The 16,886-nt window shown below is 68.7% G+C and carries 16 protein-coding genes; 14 read left to right on the top strand and 2 right to left on the bottom strand.

Annotation, left to right across the window (positions count from 1 at the left end; genetic code table 11):
• The first annotated feature begins 7 nt into the window (after positions 1-7).
• The 11 genes from ACOGI5_RS10120 to ACOGI5_RS10070 all read left to right on the top strand — a co-directional run bounded on the left by ACOGI5_RS10120 (position 8) and on the right by ACOGI5_RS10070 (position 9,543).
• On the top strand, positions 8-1,444 hold the full coding sequence (locus ACOGI5_RS10120) for a tyrosine-protein kinase family protein (RefSeq protein WP_419864296.1): 1,437 nt from the start codon (positions 8-10) through the stop codon (positions 1,442-1,444).
• Positions 1,445-1,506: 62 nt separating this feature from the next.
• Entirely contained in the window at positions 1,507-3,039 is a 1,533-nt protein-coding gene (locus tag ACOGI5_RS10115; protein ID WP_419864295.1) for a CpaF family protein, read from the top strand.
• A gap of 3 nt (positions 3,040-3,042) precedes the next feature.
• On the top strand, positions 3,043-3,957 hold the full coding sequence (locus tag ACOGI5_RS10110) for a type II secretion system F family protein (RefSeq protein WP_419864294.1): 915 nt from the start codon (positions 3,043-3,045) through the stop codon (positions 3,955-3,957).
• Positions 3,954-4,832 carry a type II secretion system F family protein gene (locus ACOGI5_RS10105; protein WP_419864293.1) on the top strand — a complete coding sequence of 293 codons (879 nt, stop codon included), beginning with the start codon at positions 3,954-3,956 and terminating at the stop codon, positions 4,830-4,832. Before ACOGI5_RS10110 ends, ACOGI5_RS10105 begins: the two co-directional genes overlap by 4 nt.
• A 78-nt stretch (positions 4,833-4,910) precedes the next feature.
• Positions 4,911-5,993, top strand: coding sequence for a hypothetical protein (locus ACOGI5_RS10100; protein WP_419864292.1), 1,083 nt, complete (start codon positions 4,911-4,913; stop codon positions 5,991-5,993).
• A 376-nt stretch (positions 5,994-6,369) separates the two neighbouring features.
• Positions 6,370-6,888 carry a hypothetical protein gene (locus ACOGI5_RS10095; protein ID WP_419864291.1) on the top strand — a complete coding sequence of 173 codons (519 nt, stop codon included), beginning with the start codon at positions 6,370-6,372 and terminating at the stop codon, positions 6,886-6,888.
• Between the two features lie 116 nt (positions 6,889-7,004).
• The gene (locus tag ACOGI5_RS10090; protein ID WP_419864290.1) at positions 7,005-7,541 is read left to right on the top strand and encodes a hypothetical protein; all 537 of its coding nucleotides are present in this window, start codon (positions 7,005-7,007) and stop codon (positions 7,539-7,541) included.
• A gap of 18 nt (positions 7,542-7,559) precedes the next feature.
• Positions 7,560-8,093: a hypothetical protein gene (locus ACOGI5_RS10085; protein ID WP_419864289.1), complete on the top strand. Its 534-nt coding sequence runs from the start codon at positions 7,560-7,562 to the stop codon at positions 8,091-8,093.
• Positions 8,090-8,572, top strand: a complete 483-nt coding sequence (locus tag ACOGI5_RS10080) for a hypothetical protein (RefSeq protein ID WP_419864288.1) — start codon at positions 8,090-8,092, stop codon at positions 8,570-8,572. The genes ACOGI5_RS10085 and ACOGI5_RS10080 overlap by 4 nt, the downstream gene beginning before the upstream one ends.
• 357 nt (positions 8,573-8,929) lie before the next feature.
• A complete protein-coding gene (locus ACOGI5_RS10075; RefSeq protein WP_419864287.1) occupies positions 8,930-9,166 on the top strand; it encodes a hypothetical protein in 237 nt (78 codons plus the stop codon).
• Positions 9,166-9,543: a type II toxin-antitoxin system VapC family toxin gene (locus tag ACOGI5_RS10070; RefSeq protein WP_419864286.1), complete on the top strand. Its 378-nt coding sequence runs from the start codon at positions 9,166-9,168 to the stop codon at positions 9,541-9,543. The genes ACOGI5_RS10075 and ACOGI5_RS10070 overlap by 1 nt, the downstream gene beginning before the upstream one ends.
• 219 nt (positions 9,544-9,762) lie before the next feature.
• Here ACOGI5_RS10070 and ACOGI5_RS10065 read toward each other — a convergent pair whose 3' ends face one another.
• The gene (locus ACOGI5_RS10065) at positions 9,763-10,302 is read right to left on the bottom strand and encodes a nucleotidyl transferase AbiEii/AbiGii toxin family protein (RefSeq protein ID WP_419864285.1); all 540 of its coding nucleotides are present in this window, start codon (positions 10,300-10,302) and stop codon (positions 9,763-9,765) included.
• Between the two features lie 2 nt (positions 10,303-10,304).
• On the bottom strand, positions 10,305-10,748 hold the full coding sequence (locus ACOGI5_RS10060; RefSeq protein WP_419864284.1) for a hypothetical protein: 444 nt from the start codon (positions 10,746-10,748) through the stop codon (positions 10,305-10,307).
• A gap of 225 nt (positions 10,749-10,973) precedes the next feature.
• On the opposite strand from ACOGI5_RS10060, the gene ACOGI5_RS10055 reads away from it, so the two are divergent.
• From ACOGI5_RS10055 to ACOGI5_RS10045, 3 genes are read left to right on the top strand one after another with little or no spacing between them, the layout of a single operon-like run.
• The gene (locus ACOGI5_RS10055) at positions 10,974-14,192 is read left to right on the top strand and encodes a hypothetical protein (RefSeq protein WP_419864283.1); all 3,219 of its coding nucleotides are present in this window, start codon (positions 10,974-10,976) and stop codon (positions 14,190-14,192) included.
• Complete coding sequence (locus ACOGI5_RS10050) at positions 14,189-15,793, top strand: hypothetical protein (RefSeq protein ID WP_419864282.1); 1,605 nt, start codon at positions 14,189-14,191, stop codon at positions 15,791-15,793. Before ACOGI5_RS10055 ends, ACOGI5_RS10050 begins: the two co-directional genes overlap by 4 nt.
• Entirely contained in the window at positions 15,790-16,884 is a 1,095-nt protein-coding gene (locus tag ACOGI5_RS10045; protein ID WP_419864281.1) for a hypothetical protein, read from the top strand. Before ACOGI5_RS10050 ends, ACOGI5_RS10045 begins: the two co-directional genes overlap by 4 nt.
• The last annotated feature ends 2 nt before the right edge of the window (positions 16,885-16,886 follow it).

Raw genomic sequence — 16,886 nt, 5'->3', positions numbered from 1 at the left:
TCGAAAAATGTTGACCGTCTACAGCACGTATGGATCGCCGGGCGCTTCCACCACCGCGATCTATCTCGCTGCCCAATGGGCGTCATCGGGGCGCCAGGTGCTGTTGATCGAAACCGACGCTGCAGCCGGTTCGCTGAGCCAGAAGCTCGGCATCCAGTTCACGCCCGGCACCGCCTCGTTCATGGCAGCGGGCAAGCCGGTGACCTCCGCAGACCTGATCGAGCATGCACAGGACGTGCTGTTCAACGACTTCCACGTCATGCCGACGCCGTCGAGCCCGTCCGGGGCCAAGATGGTCGCGGAGAAGTTCGCCCGGCTCGGCGAGGAGCTGCGCGACATCTCCGACGGCGAGATGGCGATCATCGTCGATGGGGGTCGGCTGACAGCCGATGCGCGCACATCAGAGCTGACCACGAGCGCCGCCGCCGTCCTGATTGTGTCCTGCGACAACACTCAGCTTCCGAGTCTCGAGCATCTCGGCGGCGTCCTCGTTGACGATGCTTCGCTCCCAGGGCCGCTCGGCCTAGTGGCGACGGTCGGGCCGAGCCCGCTGAAAGACGCCGAGTGGAGCAGCAATCACGGCTTGCAGTTCGTCGGCAGCGTCGACCTCAGCACCGAGCGCGGCACCGATCTGTCGATGTTCGTGTCCCGCGGCAAGCGCAAGTCGCGCAAGCTGCGCGGCAGCCTCGAGAAGCTGGCCGACGCGCTGTATGAGTACGCGTGCCCGGCAAGCGCTGCTGCACCGCGGGTACGGCTGCCGGCGAACCGGCCCGAGGCCGACACGGCGCCCGCGGACACTCCCGATGCGACGCCCGCCGTCGACCCAGATGACCTGCTCGCAGGCGTGCCGCCTCCTGCCGCACCCGCACCCGCACCCGCACCGGCGCCACCACTCCCCCCAGCCTCAGCACTGCCGCCGCAGCAGTCTCCTGCCTACGAGCAGTACGGCACCGGAGTGCCCGGGGCGCCGCCGGGCCAACCGCCCCTTCAGTCGCCTCAGTACAACCAGCCGCCACCCGCTCCGGCGGCCCATGAGCCGCCGCCTCAGCAACCCGACTACCCCCAGCAGGGCTACCCCGAAGGCGGCTACGCCGATCCGGGCCACGCCCACGGCCAGCCGCAGCCCCACCCCCAGCAGCCGTTGCAGCCGCCCGGTCATGTCCAGCCGCAGTATCCCGCTCCCCCGCCGGGCTATGCGCCAGCGGCCTACGACCACGGCGTTCAGGGCGCGCCGCGATACGGCCAGCAGGAACCGGTCGCGTACCAGCCCGCGCAGCCGGCTGCAGAACCGCCTCCGGTGCCGCCTGTCGAGATGCCGCCTCCCGAGGCGCCCACCGTGCCGACCGGCTCCTTCCGCAGCTGGGCGGTGCAACTCTTCGGCGAGTCGGCCGGGGGCGATCCCGACGAGAAGCAGCCGCGCCCGGGAACCGGAGCCACGGCGTGAGCGCTGGCCGGCGCGCTCTCGCCGGTGCAGCTCGCGCGCATCGCCGCTCGTAACACCCGGTCATGACCGACACCACCGAACGTCGACCGGGATTCGAGTTCTTCGAGCAGTCGCGCAACGACCTGCTGCGCCACTACCTCGAGCTGCAGCGCCAGAAGCTGCCCGCCGAGGTCATCGACGAGCGGCTGATGGCGGCGGCCGATCGGATCCTCGAGCAGAACGACACCGCGGCGGTGATGCGCGGCGCCACGCAACTCGACGCCGAGAGCCGGCGGGAGTTTCGCGCGAACGTGCGAGGGCTGATGGGCGGCGGCGCACTGGTGCCGCTGCTCGAGCGTCCCGATGTCGAGAACATCCACGTGCTCGGGCACGACACGGTGATCCTGTCGCTGGCCGACGGCCGTCGCGTCATGGCGCCGCCGCTGGCGGACAGCGAGGAAGCGCTGGTGACCATGATCCGTCACCTGGCCGCCACCGCCGGCCACACCTCGCGCCGGTTCGACACGGCCTCGCCGATCCTCGACCTGCGCCTGTCGTCGGGGCACCGGCTGTTCGCCGTCACCGCCGTCGCGGAGCGCACCTCGATGGTGATCCGCCGTCACCGCATGCTGACCGCCTCGCTCGACCTGCTGCTGCAGTCGGGCACGGTCACGCCGCAGATGATCCCGGTGCTGCGCGCCGCCGTGCGGCCCCCCGACCCGGCCAACATGCTGGTCGTCGGCGGCACCGGCGCCGGCAAGACCACGCTGTTGCGCTCGCTGCTGTCGGAGGTGCCCCAGTCCGACTTGATCGTGACGGTCGAGGACACGCTCGAGCTGCACCTGCGCTCGTCGGGCCTGCACGAGCGCACGCTCGCGCTCGAGACGCGCACCGCCAACACCGAGGGCACCGGCGAGATCTCGATGTACGACTGCTTGCGGGCTGCGCTGCGGATGTCGCCCGACCGGGTGATCGTCGGCGAGGTGCGCGGCGGCGAGGTGATGCAGCTCTTGCAGTCGATGGGCATCGGCGTCGACGGGTCGCTCGGCACCATCCACGCGGGCAGCACCGAGGCCGCCATCAACAAGATCCTCATCTACGCGCAGCGCTCACCCGACGCGCCGACGCCCGATTCGGTGCTGAGAGAGATCGCCGAGGTGCTGCACCTGCTGGTGTACATCAAGAAACTGCCCGACGGCCGCCGGGCCATCACCTCGATCCGCGAGGTCACCGGCTACGCCGACGGCGAAGTGCTCACCAATGAGGTGTTCTCCGCCGGCCCCGACGGCGTGGCCGTGTACATGCGGCCGTTCACGCCCGACGGCGAGGCGCTCGCGAGGCTGCAGGCATCGGGCTTCGACCCGTCCATGCTCGGACCGCCCCAGCAGCCGATGGACGCCGCACCGTACGCCCCGGCCCCTGCGCCGGCTCCGCCGCAGTACCGCCAGCCGCACGTCCAGAGTCGCTACCAGCCTTCGTCGCCACCGCGAGTCGGGGGCCAGCCCCCCGCCCCGCCCCCGCCGCATCCCCCGCCGATGCCGGCGCAGCAGCCGCATCAGAACGGCACCGTTCCGGCGACGCCTGCCATACCCCGCCAGCCCCACGCAGGGGGCTGAGCCGTGCACGGCTTCGCCTCGGTGGCCTTCGGTGCGCTTGCCGGCCTGGGCGTGGTGACGCTGCTGATCGGCCTGCTCAAGCTGCCTGCCCGCCCGCGCCGGCAACGCCTGCGCAGCTTCCAGACCAAGGAACTGCGGGCGCGCACGCAGGGCGTCGACACACAGCTCGTGGGGAGCTTGGGCATGGCCGTGCTGCTGGCTTTCGGCACGTGGTACGCCACCGGGTGGCCGGTCGCCGTGCTGATCGGCGCGGCCACCGGGTTCATCGTCCCCAGGATGGTCGCCGTTCCCCGCCAGCGCCGGGCGGTGGCCGACGAGATCGAGGCCTACTCGCAGTGGACCGAGCAGATCCGCGACCTGGTGTCGGCCAGCGGATCGCTGTTCGAGGCGGTCACGCTGTCCGCGCCGAGCGCGCCGCCCATGCTGCGGCCTCACGTGACCCAGCTCGCGTCGCTGGCCGGCACGGTCGGCCTCGCGCCGGCGCTGGACTGGTTCGCCGCCCAGATGAAGTCGCCCTACGCCGATCGCCTGGTGCTGGGCATGAACATCGCCTGGGATTCGGGCGCCCGCATCACCGAGGCGTTCGAGAGCGTGGCCCGCGCCATGCGCAACGAGGTGGAGATGCGCCGCCGCAACGAGGTCGCCAATGCCCGTACCTGGACCCAGGTGATCTCGATCACCGGCATCACGGTGGTGTCGGTGGTGGGGATGTTCGCGTTCAACCGGGGCTTCTTCGACCCGTTCGGGTCGCTGACCGGCCAGATCATCCTGCTGGCAGTGGGCGTGATGATCTTCGGGAACATCCTGTGGGTGCTGAAGCTGTCCGCCTCGGGAGCGCCGGTGCGGCTGCTTGACCAGCGCGAGCTCGAAGAGAAGCTGGCCGGGCTGGCGGCCACGACCGAGGCGGCGCAGTCATGACGTCGCAGGTGCTGGCGTTGGGCGTCGCGGCGGGAATCGGCATCTTGCTCGTGGGCGTGGGCCTGCGTCGCAGGCCGCCCCAGCTGACGCTTCCCGGTCTGGATGCGTCGGGGTCGGGCATGCGTGGGGCGACGCGGCGTGCGGCCGGCCGTGTCGAGCGTGACCTGCAGCGCAAGCAGCAGTTGGGCCAGGACGCAGCCATGGTGGGGCGAACGCTCGAGATCCACGCGCTGACAAAGCTGGGCGGCCTGGTCGCGGGCGCTGTGCTGATCATCGTCGTGTCTGTGATGTTCACGGTCGCGATGGGGGTGTCCATTCCGCCGATGCTGATCGTGGCGTGCGCTGCCGGCGGCGCGCTGCTCGGCTGGTGGCTGCCCGATTCGATGCTGAAGACCGATGCAGAGAAAGAGCGCGAGCGCTTCAAGCAGTCGTCGGAGGCGTGGCTGGAGCTGGTCGCGCAGCTCGTGACGGCGGGCTCCGACGAGCATGCTGCGCTGAATGCCGCAGCGCGCTGTTCCAATCAGCCGGCGTTCACGGCCATACGCGATGCGCTGGCTGAGTCTTCGGCGCTGGGCGAGCCGCCGTGGGACGGCTTGCGCCGGCTGAGCGAGTCGCGCCGGCTGCGGTTCATGGAGCCGTTCATCGCCGCGCTGGAGCTGGCGGGCACCACCGGCGCGGGTTCGCGCCAGGCCATCCTGAGCCAGGTCGAGGCGGCGCGCAACAAGTCCCTGGCCGAGGCCGATGCCGAAGCCGCATCTGCCAGCGAAAAGATGGGCGCTCCCCTGGCGCTCATCGGCGGAGCCTTCATGGTGCTGATGGGCTACCCGCCCCTCGCCGGCATCTTGAACTCCGACTCCATCCCCACCGGCTTCTGAGGAGTCTTGGTCATGGACACAGTGATCGTCGTTGCGCTGGCCGAACGCGGAACCAGCCACACCGCCACCGCCAAGTGAGTGAGCAACGCTGAAGTGTGGGCCGGTGCCCTGGCGTCAGTGCTGGTGTCGCCCATAGTCGCTGTCGCATCCACCGGCCTGACGCGGCTCATCGAGCGTTCGTTCGCTCGCAGTTCGGTTGGACAGACGAGAAGATTCCGTCACCGGGCGCGCCCACCTCGCCTGCGGCCGGCCAGCGTGGACATCGCAGCCGCTATCGCCATATCCGGATCGGTGCCGCTGGAATACGCAGAGCATGAGTCGTCGTACTCCAGGGCGCGGAATCTGCTCAACGCGCTCACCCTCGCTCCCAGCAGTCCCAAGCCGGCGTTTCCTGTCGATAGCTGCGAGCTGGTGCGACCTACTGAACCGGCTATCGCTGGCAGTCCGATCCTCGGCGGCTTCAGGCTCAAGGTTCGACTGCGCTCAGGCGAGCACACAAGGCATCTCCGCAGATCAATCCTCAAGCTGAAGCCGCGACGGGGATACACCCGGACTATCGCGGTCTGCGAACCCGCGGAACTGGCCCGACCAAGCAGCCAAGTGCAGTGCTACCTCATCGACAGCGCAAAACCCTTCGACGAATGCAACGAAGACGGCGATGGGCCGTACGTCATGCTGCCATCAGCGGACCCGCTTGGCACCGCTCACGGCAACAGGTGGCAATCGCGGCGGAAGGACGTACCGGGCGACGTCATCTGGCTCGTCTCACATGACGGGACTCCTCCCATCGACGGTGACCTCGAACGCATCCAGGTCTCTTCGTCACGCTGGCGGCGTTACGCGCTCCTGGCGCTATGCCCGCTGCTGATCATCGTGGCAACGCTGGTTGTCGCTGTCTATGCGGTGCTCGCCGGTTGGCTCGCAAACGCCTTAGGTGTCGGGTCCGGATTGCTGGATGGCCTGACCACGTTGACGACCACGATCGTGCTCACGGTTCTGCCCTACGAATTAGCGCTGACTGCAATAGCGGGTCTTTGGATCCTCGCATCACACCTCGTCTCATACATCGGCTTCGAACGACGTTGGCGCCCGTCATGGACTGGCAGCACCACTCGTTGCCTCAAGGCTGGCTACCTCATGCGCAACGGCATCGAACTATGAGCCGATCCGCCAATCGCGGCACCTACGGCACAGTCTCCGACATCGCCTCAGACTGCCGAGCATTGACAGCATTCACTGTCGATATTCGACACGTCCCAATGTTGCGATTCGACAAGCCATGGAGGCGTTGTCTGACACGGCGTCGGGAGTCCGCTCTGTCCCCGCGTCGAGCCGGGCTCACACCCGCTGTCGCGCGTGGTCGGCGGGGTGTGAGCGCTGCGGGGGTGTTGCCGCTGGCCTGTGCGTTGAGAAAAACGAAGAATGGTGCTTCTTCCTTGACATGAACCCATGGCCATGACAGCTTGGGCAGAACGTCAGCGCATGCTTGGTGGTGATGCTCAACGCGTTGCCCCAAGCCCGACCAGGGAGGGGCGCGATGGCTGAAACGCTTGCATTGGCAGTGGGAGTACCGGCGGTGCTCGCAGCGGCATGTTTGGCATCCCGCCGAAGTTGGTCGCCCACTCTCGGGGACATCCGCGGCATCGCCCTGCAGACCGTGATCGTGATCGTGGTCATGCTCGTCATCGCCGGCGGCGTCTCGACAGTGCTACTCACCCGCGGTGCCGACGTGACGGCCGATCTCCAGAACCAGAACACGGCAGCCGTCGACTCCTCAAACTGCACCACCTTCCGGCTGAACGGAATCGCTGGCGTGGCGCTCGCAGCCACTGCAGGAAATCTCGGAGGGTGCTCGTGGACAGGCACGACGGCGAACCCCGTCCGATCAAATGAATGCGATCTGGTTCGAAGCAGCGCCAATGGCTCAGCGAACAGCTTCCGCTACACGGCGTCGGGCGCCCTAGCAACCGCGCAAGCCGCATCGGGCATCAACGTGGCCTTGCCGACTCTCGCCTTGGCTTCCAATGTCGGCGGTCTTTGCCAAATCGCCTTCTAACAGCTGAGATTCATGCCATCGGATGAGCGGCTCAGTGCGTCCCGCCCGTATGTCGGTCGATGATGCGCACTGAACCGCTCGCCGATGGACTGAACCGGCAATAGCGCCGAGAGCCTGTGCCTTCCCGGCGCAGCACGCTCAACGAACTGCGCAACGCCATCACCATGCACGGGCGAACGAGACCTGCGAGCGACGAGCGCGGGGAGGTCTTTCCGGTCGCAATCTTGTTCGGAGGGGTGCTGCTCACCATCCTCGTCGGCGTCCACGTGGTGCTGCACTCGATTGCGACTACCGCAGTGCAAGCGGCGGCCGACCGCGGCGTCGCCGCTGCGGCGGCTGCCCCTATCGGAAGCCCCATATCGTCTTGCCCACCCCTGACCGACCTCGCCTCCGGTGGACCGGCTACACCGACCAGCGAGCGACAGTGTCAGGGCGGCTTCGCCGCCTGGGCGGCGATGAATGCCTCAACCGGCATGGTTCGCCTATCGCAGCCCCCGGCTGTCATCGTCGACGAGGGCACCGTGTCAGTAGTCGCCTTCGGCACCATTAGGACCCCGGTGCTCGGCTCAATCGACGTTGTCGGCTTTGCCTGCGGTCCGCTCGATTTCATCTCGGACCACACGTCGGCACACCCCGACGCATCGGTCTGTTGACGGCGCGGCAATCCCACCATGCTGAGGCTGTGCTCTGGCGGCTCCGGGGTCAGGAGCGACGAGTCGGGCTCGGGCACGGCCATCGGTGTCGCGATTGTCTTCCCGCTGTTGCTCCTCGTCATCATGGTCCTGCAAGGCATCACGTTCGCGACGCGCACCGAACAGGCGCTCCAAGCAACGGCCGACCGTGCGGCGCACACAGCGTCGCTGTGCTGTCTCCACGTAGGTGACGCTGGCGCGGCAGCCCAACGCAGCATCACGGCACACATCGGCAGCGCACCGTGGCACCGGCTGGATTGCACGAACGAAGTGGCTACCGACACGGCAGTCGAGTTTCGAAGTGTCACCAACGCCGTAGTGCCAGACACAGACCTGTCCGGCAACCCGAACATCGTCCCTGCCGGGGGGCGCGTCGAGGTGTTTGTCAGCTGCCGGCTGCCACCGAGCCGCGTCGGGGTGTTCTCACTGTTCGCAACCGATGTCCGCCGCAGCGCTATCGGCGTGGCGACGCTGGACCCGGGCCGGCATCGTTCGATGACGGTCACACCATGAGCGCGCCAAGGCGCCGGCCGCCCGGCCAACGCTGCACGGGTGAGCGGGGCGACTACTCGATGTTCATTGCCATCGTCGCCGCGGCGCTCCTGCTTTTCGGCGGTATCGCGTACGACGCTCCTCGGCTCATCACCGCCCGCCAGCACGCCATCCACAACGCCAACGAGGCTGCGCGGGTTGCCGCCGCAGTCGTAGCAGCGGGAGGCACGTTGCAGGAGGCCGAGAACGAGGCCACGAGACGAGTTGCTGCCGCGGGATCGCTGTACGGCGCGCCGACATCTGTCGACACCCCGCTGGACTGCGTCGGGAACCGGGTTGAGGTGACCGTCCGCACGTGGTACTCAAACCGGTCCGCTATCGCGATATTCCGTCAGCAACAGCCGATCATCGCGACCGGCGCCGCAGAGGCAGAACTGGTCGGCCCCGACGGCCAGCCTGTCCCGCTCGGCTACCTCCCCGAGTGCCCCCTGCGCGCCTAGCCCGAGCGACAACCGGCATTCTCGCTTGCCATGTCCAGGCAAGCTCCAGATACGTCGTGCTCTCTCCGCCGTCCTGATCTTCGTCGGTCGATTTGACCATCTGGTCAACCCAACGCGCCTGTCGTGGTCCGAGCGGTTCCACGCCTATACGACCGCGAGCTCTCCCGCGGGATCCAAATGCCGTGAGCCTCGAAGGTGATCGGTGTCGTCACGATCGTCCGCACCCGGTCGTAGTCGTGGCAGCCGCCGGCGTGCTCTCCCACACCTGCCCGAAGTCATGCAGCAGCAGTCGCAGCCGCCACTCCTCGTCCTCCCTGAGCAGCGCCGGCTGTAGCACATAGGTGGTACCCTTAGGGCATGTCCGAAACGACGACTGTGCGTCTCAATGACGAGGAACGCGCATTGCTGGACGAGCTTGCAGCCGTGTACGGCGGCCGTTCAGGGGCGATCAAGCACGGGCTCCAGATGCTTGCCCAAGACCGGAATCGACGGCTCGCTCTGGCGGACTTCATGGACGCATGGTCGGCTGAGTCAGGGCCGCCCGACCCCGAAGGCGTCGCAGCCATGCGCAAACGGTTCTTCTCGGATCGGTGATGATCGACGCAAGCTTGTTGATCGCCATTGATCGGGACGAGCCAGACGCGAAGGAGTTCATCGAGGCCACGCGCTTGGAAGATGAGCCGCTGCGCACCACAGCGCCGGTCGTCGCACAGGTGTGGCGTGACGGCGCACGGCAGGCCCGCCTCGCCCACTTCCTGCCGACGCTCGACATCCGCCCCTTTGCCTCGGATCAGTATCGGGATGTCGGCAAGCTGTTGCGGGAGTCGGGTACCTCCGATGTCGTGGACGCCCATCTGTTCGCCTGCGCCATCTACCTCGGAGATCGAATCATCACCGCCGACGTCAGCGACTTCGTGCAGCTCAGCGCCCATCTCGGCGCAGCCGCACCCCTCGCCGAATCCTGGCGCTGAGCGAGTCCTCCCGACGGAATTGCCAGCCGCCGAACGCCGCCGACTCTCGCCCCGCCCGTCAATCGCTTGGCGGGCTCAGTTGCTTGAGGATCTAACGAGCTCAACCCGCTTCACGCCAGAGTGAGGTCGGTCACGTGCCGCACCCCAGGCAACTCACCGCTCGTCAACCGGCATTTTCGCTTGCCATGTACAGGCAAGCTCCAGTTACGCACCGCTCTTTCAGCCGTGCGGATCCTCGTCGATCGCCGTGACCATCTGGTCAACCCATCGCACCTGCCGTGGCCCGAGCGCTTCGCCCGGGAACACTCGGGCCACGATCCCCGCAACGTCGTCAGCAGAGCTGATGTTCCCGTGTCTCAGCAAGCGGCGGAAATCGGACTCGTCAGTTCGACGTGCCGAGCGTGCCTTCATGGCGATCATGTGCTCAACGGATGCGGCGACAACGGACAGACCCGGCTGCTCATATGCGATTGCACCGTGCCGGTCATGCTCTCGTGGCATGTACATCGTCGCCTGTTCGTTGATCCATGTCGACGGCCAGCCACGTTCGCTGGCGATCTCATGCGCTGCCCGCATGACTTCGTCGTAGCCGGCAGAGATCGACGCATCGACGTCGCGAGTAAGGCGGTGCTCGTCGTACATCAACGCCATGGCCGCTCCGCCGGCGACGTAGATGCGGGCGACCACGCCTCTGCGGGACAGCCGCCGCGCAAGATCGTCCAGTGCATCCCGGATGTCAGCTGCGCCGAGCGGTTCCACGCCTAAACGACCGCGAGCTCTTCGCGCGGGATCCATATGCCGTGAGCCTCGAAGGTGATCGGTGTCGTCACGATCGTGCGCACCCGGTCGTAGTCGTGGCAGCCGCCTGCGTACCAGAACGCCCGCAGATGGCGTTCGCGCTGCTGCGTCCACGCGGGCGGCTCGATGCCGTCTTCGATGCAGCGATGCTCCGCGTAGGCAGCCAGGAACGCATCCCAACGCGGATCCACGCTGTCGGGCTCGCGGCTGACAAGCGCCAATCGCTGCCCGGCCGGCGTGCTCTCCCACACCAGCCCGAAGTCATGCAGCAGCAGTCGCAGCCGCCACTCCTCGTCCTCCCTGCGCAGCGCCGGGACGTAGCGCCACAGAGCGTTCGGCGGCTGGTCGCTCTGCCCCGGGCTGTTCGCGCCGTCGTCAGCGGCGTCTGCGCTGCCGAGACCGGCCATGGCAGCCAGCGTAACGGCACCGGAATTGCCAGCCGCCGAACGCCGCAGCCCCTCGCTCCGCCCGTCAATCGCTTGGCGGGCTCAGTTGCTTGATGATCTGTCTGGACCGGCCCGTGTCGCGCCGGCTCGAGTGCGAGCAGGAGTCGGAGGGGTGAGTGGACACAGAAAAGAAGAGTGTGGATTATTCTTTGAAGTGCTGTGGCTCGACGTGGATTCCTCTCGCGAATGTTCCGCCGACGTCCGAAGGTGGCCCAGGAGCCTGACGCGGCTCTGAGCGCCCGGACTGAACGGCGAGGCAAGAAGCGCAGGAAGGCGCCCCCGCCGGGGCCGCTGCCGGCGTCGGAACTGCCCGACGGCGGCGGCGACGATGCCGCGGGCGGCGAGTCCTCCGAGCCGTGGTACCGGCAGTCGGGCCCGCTGTTCGACGAGTCGTTCAACGACAGCCCGCCCACCCCTGCCCCGCAGCCGCCCGACAGCGAGGCGGGCGCCGAGTTCACGCCGCCGCTGCCCGCCGACCCGGCCGCCATACCGTCGTCGGTGCCGATGATCCAGCGGGTCGGGCAGGTGACCGACCCCGGACCGCTCTCTGAGGAGATGCGCGGCGCTTTCGGTCCGACCTCAGAGGGCGGCGACGAACCGGCGACCGAAGACGAGCCTGCAAGCGAGGCATCGGCAGACGACGAGGCGGTCGCGGAAGATGCGCTGGCCGACCCATCGGCCGAATCGGCGACGGAGGAACCATCGCCGTGGATGCCGCCCATGGCAGCCACGCCCCGCGCCGAGCCGGGCATCAGCTTCGACAATGGCGACGGCCAACCGCCCGAACCGCTCATCGACTTCGACGCCGACGACGCTGTCGCGGATGCCGAACCCGAGCCCGAACAGATCGACATCACCGACGACGGCCTCGCAGATGCCGCGCCGGAAGAGTTCGACGTTGGCGACGATGCGGCAGACGCGGCGGCCGAGGATGCGGTACCGGACGATGTCAGCGAAGGCGAGATCGCGCTGCCGGCCGAAGCGCCGTCGAGCGAGATCGCTCCGGCTCAGCACGAGCCGCCCATGGTGGTGCCGGTGCGGGGGTACTACATCGCCCGCACCGAGGACACGCTGCGCAGCGTCGCCGCACAGTTCCTCAACGCCCCCGAGCGCTGGTCGGAGCTGCGGGCGCTGAATGCCGCCTATCCCGGCATCGCCGACCTTGATCCTGACGAACTGGTGCCCGAGGGGGCTGCGCTCGCCCTGCCCGGCGATCCCCTGCCGTGGGGACGCCCCGACCCGGTGTACCTGTGGACGCTGGCCGAGACGTTCCTGTACACGGCCTGGGGCCGCGAGCCGTCGCCCGAGGAAGTGGTGCCGTTCTGGCGCGGCCTCACCCAGGGCGCCTTGCCCGAAGGCGAGCAGTCGCCGCTCGGCATCGAACTGCCCGATGTCGCTCAGATTGCGGCTCGCAGCGCAGAGAGCGATACCGAGGCGCCTTCTGAGACCGAAGCAGCGCCCGATGCCGACGTGCCCCCGATGCCGCCGGCGGCTTTCGAGATGCCCGCAGCCACCGAGCCTGAGAGCGACATCGAGGACGTGTACCTCGATGTCGAGACTGACGTAGAGGTCGAAGCCGACCTCGACGAACCGGTCGCTGTCGAGATCCCGACGGACGCGCCGAGCGACGAGCACGAGGCAGAACTCGGCGAAGACCTCGTCGACGAGCACGAACCCGAAGCCGAGGTCGAACCGGACTTCGAGATCGAACCCGAAGACGCCGAGAGTGTCGAGCCAGAGGTTGATCTCGAACCCGAATCTGCCGCCGCGTTCGAGATCAAGCCACTTGAGCCAGCGCCGCCGGCTGGCGAGATCGAGTGGGAGCCCAATATGCCGCCGGCTGGCGACATCATCGCAGAAATCGATGACGAAGCCGAGGCCGACGTCGAGCACATCGTCGATGCTCCACCGCCGGTGGTCGACACTGCCGAACTGACCGGCCTGGTTCAAGCAGTCGAGGAGGCCATCGAGGCCGCCGAGCTGCCGCACGACGATGACATCGTCGACGCCGAGATTGTCGAGGATGTGGCGGCCGAGCCGGCACCGGTCGAGCCCGAACTGCCCGATGCGGAGCCGTTCATCGACGAATCGGTGCTCGTTGAGCCTCCCGTGGCAGAGCCGCCGCCCCCTGAGGCACCTGTGGCCGATCCGCCGGTCCCCGAGGCGCCGCCGGCGCCACCGACGGTGGACGGGCCGCCGCCCGCGTATGCGGAACCCCCGGCGGCCGCGCCGCTCGAGCCGCCACCCACATTCGAAGAGTGGATCGACGAGCCACCGGCTATGCCGCCGCCCCTCGATCCATCGGCGCCGTATGCAGGCATGCCCGGCGCCAGCACAGCCGAGGCGCCCCCGCGGCCGCCGGAGGCAGAGGCACCTCGGGTGCCTCACTTCCTTCCTTCGGTGACCGGCACCACTCCCGGCGGGCTCACGACTGCGGCCCAAACCTCTCCGGTGGGCCGCAGTCTCGCCGGGACCGCGGTCGGCGACGCGATGCTTCTGTGGCAGCTCGCGCGCCGTCGCAGGCAGAGCCAGCGTGCCGCGGGGGCGCCCGACGCCATCGAGCAGTCGCTGCTGCAGTCCGTCGGCAGCGAGTCGCTCGAGCTCATCGAGGCCGCCATGCGGCACCTGTACGCCGTCACGGTCGGCCAGCAGCGTCCCAGGCCGAACGTGCTGGCGGTGCGGTCGGGCACCTACGGCTTCGAAGTGCTGCTGGATCGGCCCATCCCCACGCCGCCGGGCTGGCGGTCGGCCTCGGGCGGCTTTGTGCTGGAGCTGCCGCAAGGGGTCACCGCACGAGACCTCGGCGCCATCGGGCAGGGGCCGTCGCTGTGCCCCGCGCTGGTGCCGGTGGGCAACACCTTCGAGGGCCCGCTGCTGCTCAACCTCGAGCAGCTCGGATGCCTCGCCGTCTCGGGGCCCAGCGCGCCCGCTGCCAGCCTGCTCGGCGCCATCGTCGGCACGCTGGGCTCCTCGCCGATGGCCGACCACCTGCGCATCACCGCCGTCGGATTCGAGAACGCGTCCGGCATGATCGGCTGGGAGGCCGTCAGCTTCGCCAGCTACGACTCGCCCGAGCTCGAGACCCTGCTGGCCAACGCATACGGGCCGGGCGACGGCATGATCGAGCTGCTGGTCATCGGCCCCGGCAACGACCTGCTCATCCAGCGTGCCGGCCAAGTCGCCACCGCGCCCGAGTCGCGGCTGTCGCTGGTGGGCGCCACGTCGGCAGTGAGCGCACGCTGGCCGTGGCGCATCCACGTCGACGACACTGGCACCGCGATCGTGCATCCCATCTCGATCACCATGACCGCTGCCCGGGCGGTGCCGCCCGAGACGCTGGCTCAGCTCGGCGGCACCCAGTTCGGGTCCGCAGCGGGCGGCATCGATCCCGCAGGGCTCCGATGAATCTCGCGCCGCTGCGCCGTCGGCACCGGCGCTGCGGCAACCAGCGCGGGCGGACACGGCGGCTGCTCGCCGGCGTGGTCGCCGTGGCGCTCACCGTTGCGGCGTGCGGGGGCGGCGCCGACCAGCCGGTGGCCGACCCCGGCAGCGCTGCCGCGAACGAGCCGCAAGCGGTCACCGATGTGCTGGCGACACGGACCGGCACGGGCATCGCCTCCGCCGGCGGCGACCTCTCGGCGTTCAGCCCCGACCAGTGCAGCCTCGCCAGGGCGGTGCGCATCGCCTACCTCGGTCCTGATCTCAGCGAATTCGAAGAGGTGGGTCTCGGGTCGCTCGTCATCGAGGACCCGTGGCGAGGCATCTCGGCCTACCTCACCGAGGTGAACGCCAACGGCGGCATTCACGGCCGCTGCGTGCAGGTCAGCGTCCACCAGTGGAGCTGGACCGATCCCGAGTCGTCGTTCGACAAGGTGTGCCGGGCAGTGCCCGTGGTGGAGCCGATCGTCGTCATCAACCTCTTCGGCGACGCGCGAGGCGTGGAGTGCCTCGCCGTCGAAGCCGAGCTGCCGATGCTGGGCCTGTATGCATCGGTGCCCGCCAGCCTGCAGCGGCGCAGCAGGGGCCGGCTCTTCCTCGACGACGGCACTGCCGGCTATCTGCTGGCCAACAGCATCGAGGTGGCTCGGCGGTCCGCGATCTTCGCCGAAGGCGACAAGACAGGACTGCTCTACGGCCCGCCGGTGGGGGCGCCCCCGTCGTGGCAGGACAACATCGGCCGCGATTTCGACCAGGTGGAGATGGTCACGGGCAGCTCCCTGTTCATCCCGGGCACCATCACCCACGTCCCGCGCAAGTTCGGCCAGCTCGATCTGCTGGGCGCCGAGGACCGGGTACGGCTGCTCGAGAGCGACCTGACGACTGCCGAGCAGGCCGCCGCGGCGAACGAGCTGTCGGGGCTCTCGGCCTCGGAGCGGTCGGTGCTGGGCGAGATCGAGCAGTTCTACCTCGACGCAGCAGTCGAGCACCGTGACAGCGGCGTCGTGGCGGTCTTCGCTACGGCGCCTTGGTTCGAGCTGCGGCGCATGATGCGCGCCGCGGAGCGCATCGGCTGGCGTCCCCGCTGGATCGCGAGCGACATCCAGGGCGCCACGCTCACGCTCACCGGCGCGCCGCCCGCGCAGGCAGACAACTTCTTCCTGGTCAGCGCTCGCCGGGCCGCCGGCGACCCGCAGACCGAGCTGGACCGCGGCTGCGTCGGGCTGCGCAATGCCGCTCCGGACGAGGAATCGTTCGAGCACCGCCATCACACCGACGCATGGAGCGTGCTGGTCGCCACGTGCGACTCGCTCGACGTGACGCTGAGCGCGCTGTCGCGCATCTCGGGCCCGCCGTCGACCGAGGCGTTCGTCACCCAGCTCGCCGCCACAAGCTACGAGGCCGGTTTCGGGGGCCGCCTGGGCTTCGGTCCCGACGACTTCTCCGGCGCGGACCGGTTCCGGGTGCTGCAGGCCGATCCCGACTGCGTGCTCGACGAGTGGGGATGCATGCGCGCCGTGACCGACTGGCTGGAGCCTTCCGCCGACGTGCCCCGGGAGGACGGATGAAGCAGAACCTCACCTCCAAGCGCGTCGTTCGCAGCGCGGCGACGCTGCTGCTCGCCGCGTCGGCGATAGCGGCTGCGGCCTGCGGGGCCGATGCCGGCAATCAGCCCCCCGCGGGCGAGGTGCCGCCCGAGACGCAGACGCCGGCTGCCGACGCCGACACGATCCGCTTCGCGCTGCCCTCCGAGCCGCTGTGGCAGTGGCTGGTGGACTCGGGGACGCTCGCCGAGTGGGAAGCCGAGCACGGGCTGCGCATCGAGGCCAGCCACCCGTTCCGGCCATTCACCGCACTGGTCAGCGGCCATGCCGACATCATCCTCATCGACGCGCTCGACGTGCCGGTGTTCTCCGAGGGCCTCGGCAGCGACCCGGTCATCATCGGCAAGTACGCCAGCGACCGCTCGATCGCCGCCATCAAGCGCACCTCGCAGGCCACCGACTTCGCCGGGGTGGTCGAGGGCCAGATCGCCATGGAGAGCCAACTCGGCTCGACGCTGCTGTGGTCGCTGATCGTCGAGCAGGCCCACTCGCTCGATCTCAGCGAGGACAGCCCCGACTTCGACTTCATCCTGGCCACCTCCGGTGTCGGCGACACCGTCGAGCGCGGCGGCGCCGACGCCTGCATCTGCCTGCCCGACGCCAGCGTCGCCAACCTCAGCAGCGGGATGCTGCGGCCCCTCTACGACGGCAAGTCGGCGTCGCAGCTCTACGCCGAGCTGTCGGGGCAGCCAAACGACCGGCTGCTGGGCGAGGTCTTCCTCACCGAGCGCGAATGGTTCCGCGCCCACCCCAACGAGATCGGCGCCTTCCTGGAGCTGTGGGAGACGGCCGTGGCCCACTGGCATGCCCACTACCCCGAGCTGATCGCCGCCTATCCCGAGCTGCTGTCAGTGCAGACCCAGGAAGACGTCGACTGGCTGACGCACCACATCACCGGCCACAACTGGATCACCCCCTCGGTGTACCTCACCGGCGGCGATGCCCGGGCCTACGCCGATGCCGTCGCACGCCTGCAGGAACGCGGCCAGCTTCCCGCCGACGCCGTAGCGCCGTCGGTCATCACAAACCGCCCGACTCCGGCAGGAGGTGAGTAGCC

It is taken from the genome of Candidatus Poriferisodalis sp. (genome assembly GCF_965208925.1).
Taxonomy (GTDB): Bacteria; Actinomycetota; Acidimicrobiia; order Acidimicrobiales; family Poriferisodalaceae; genus Poriferisodalis.
Note: the sequence above shows the minus strand (reverse complement) of the source record. Positions and strands in the feature narration are given on the sequence as shown.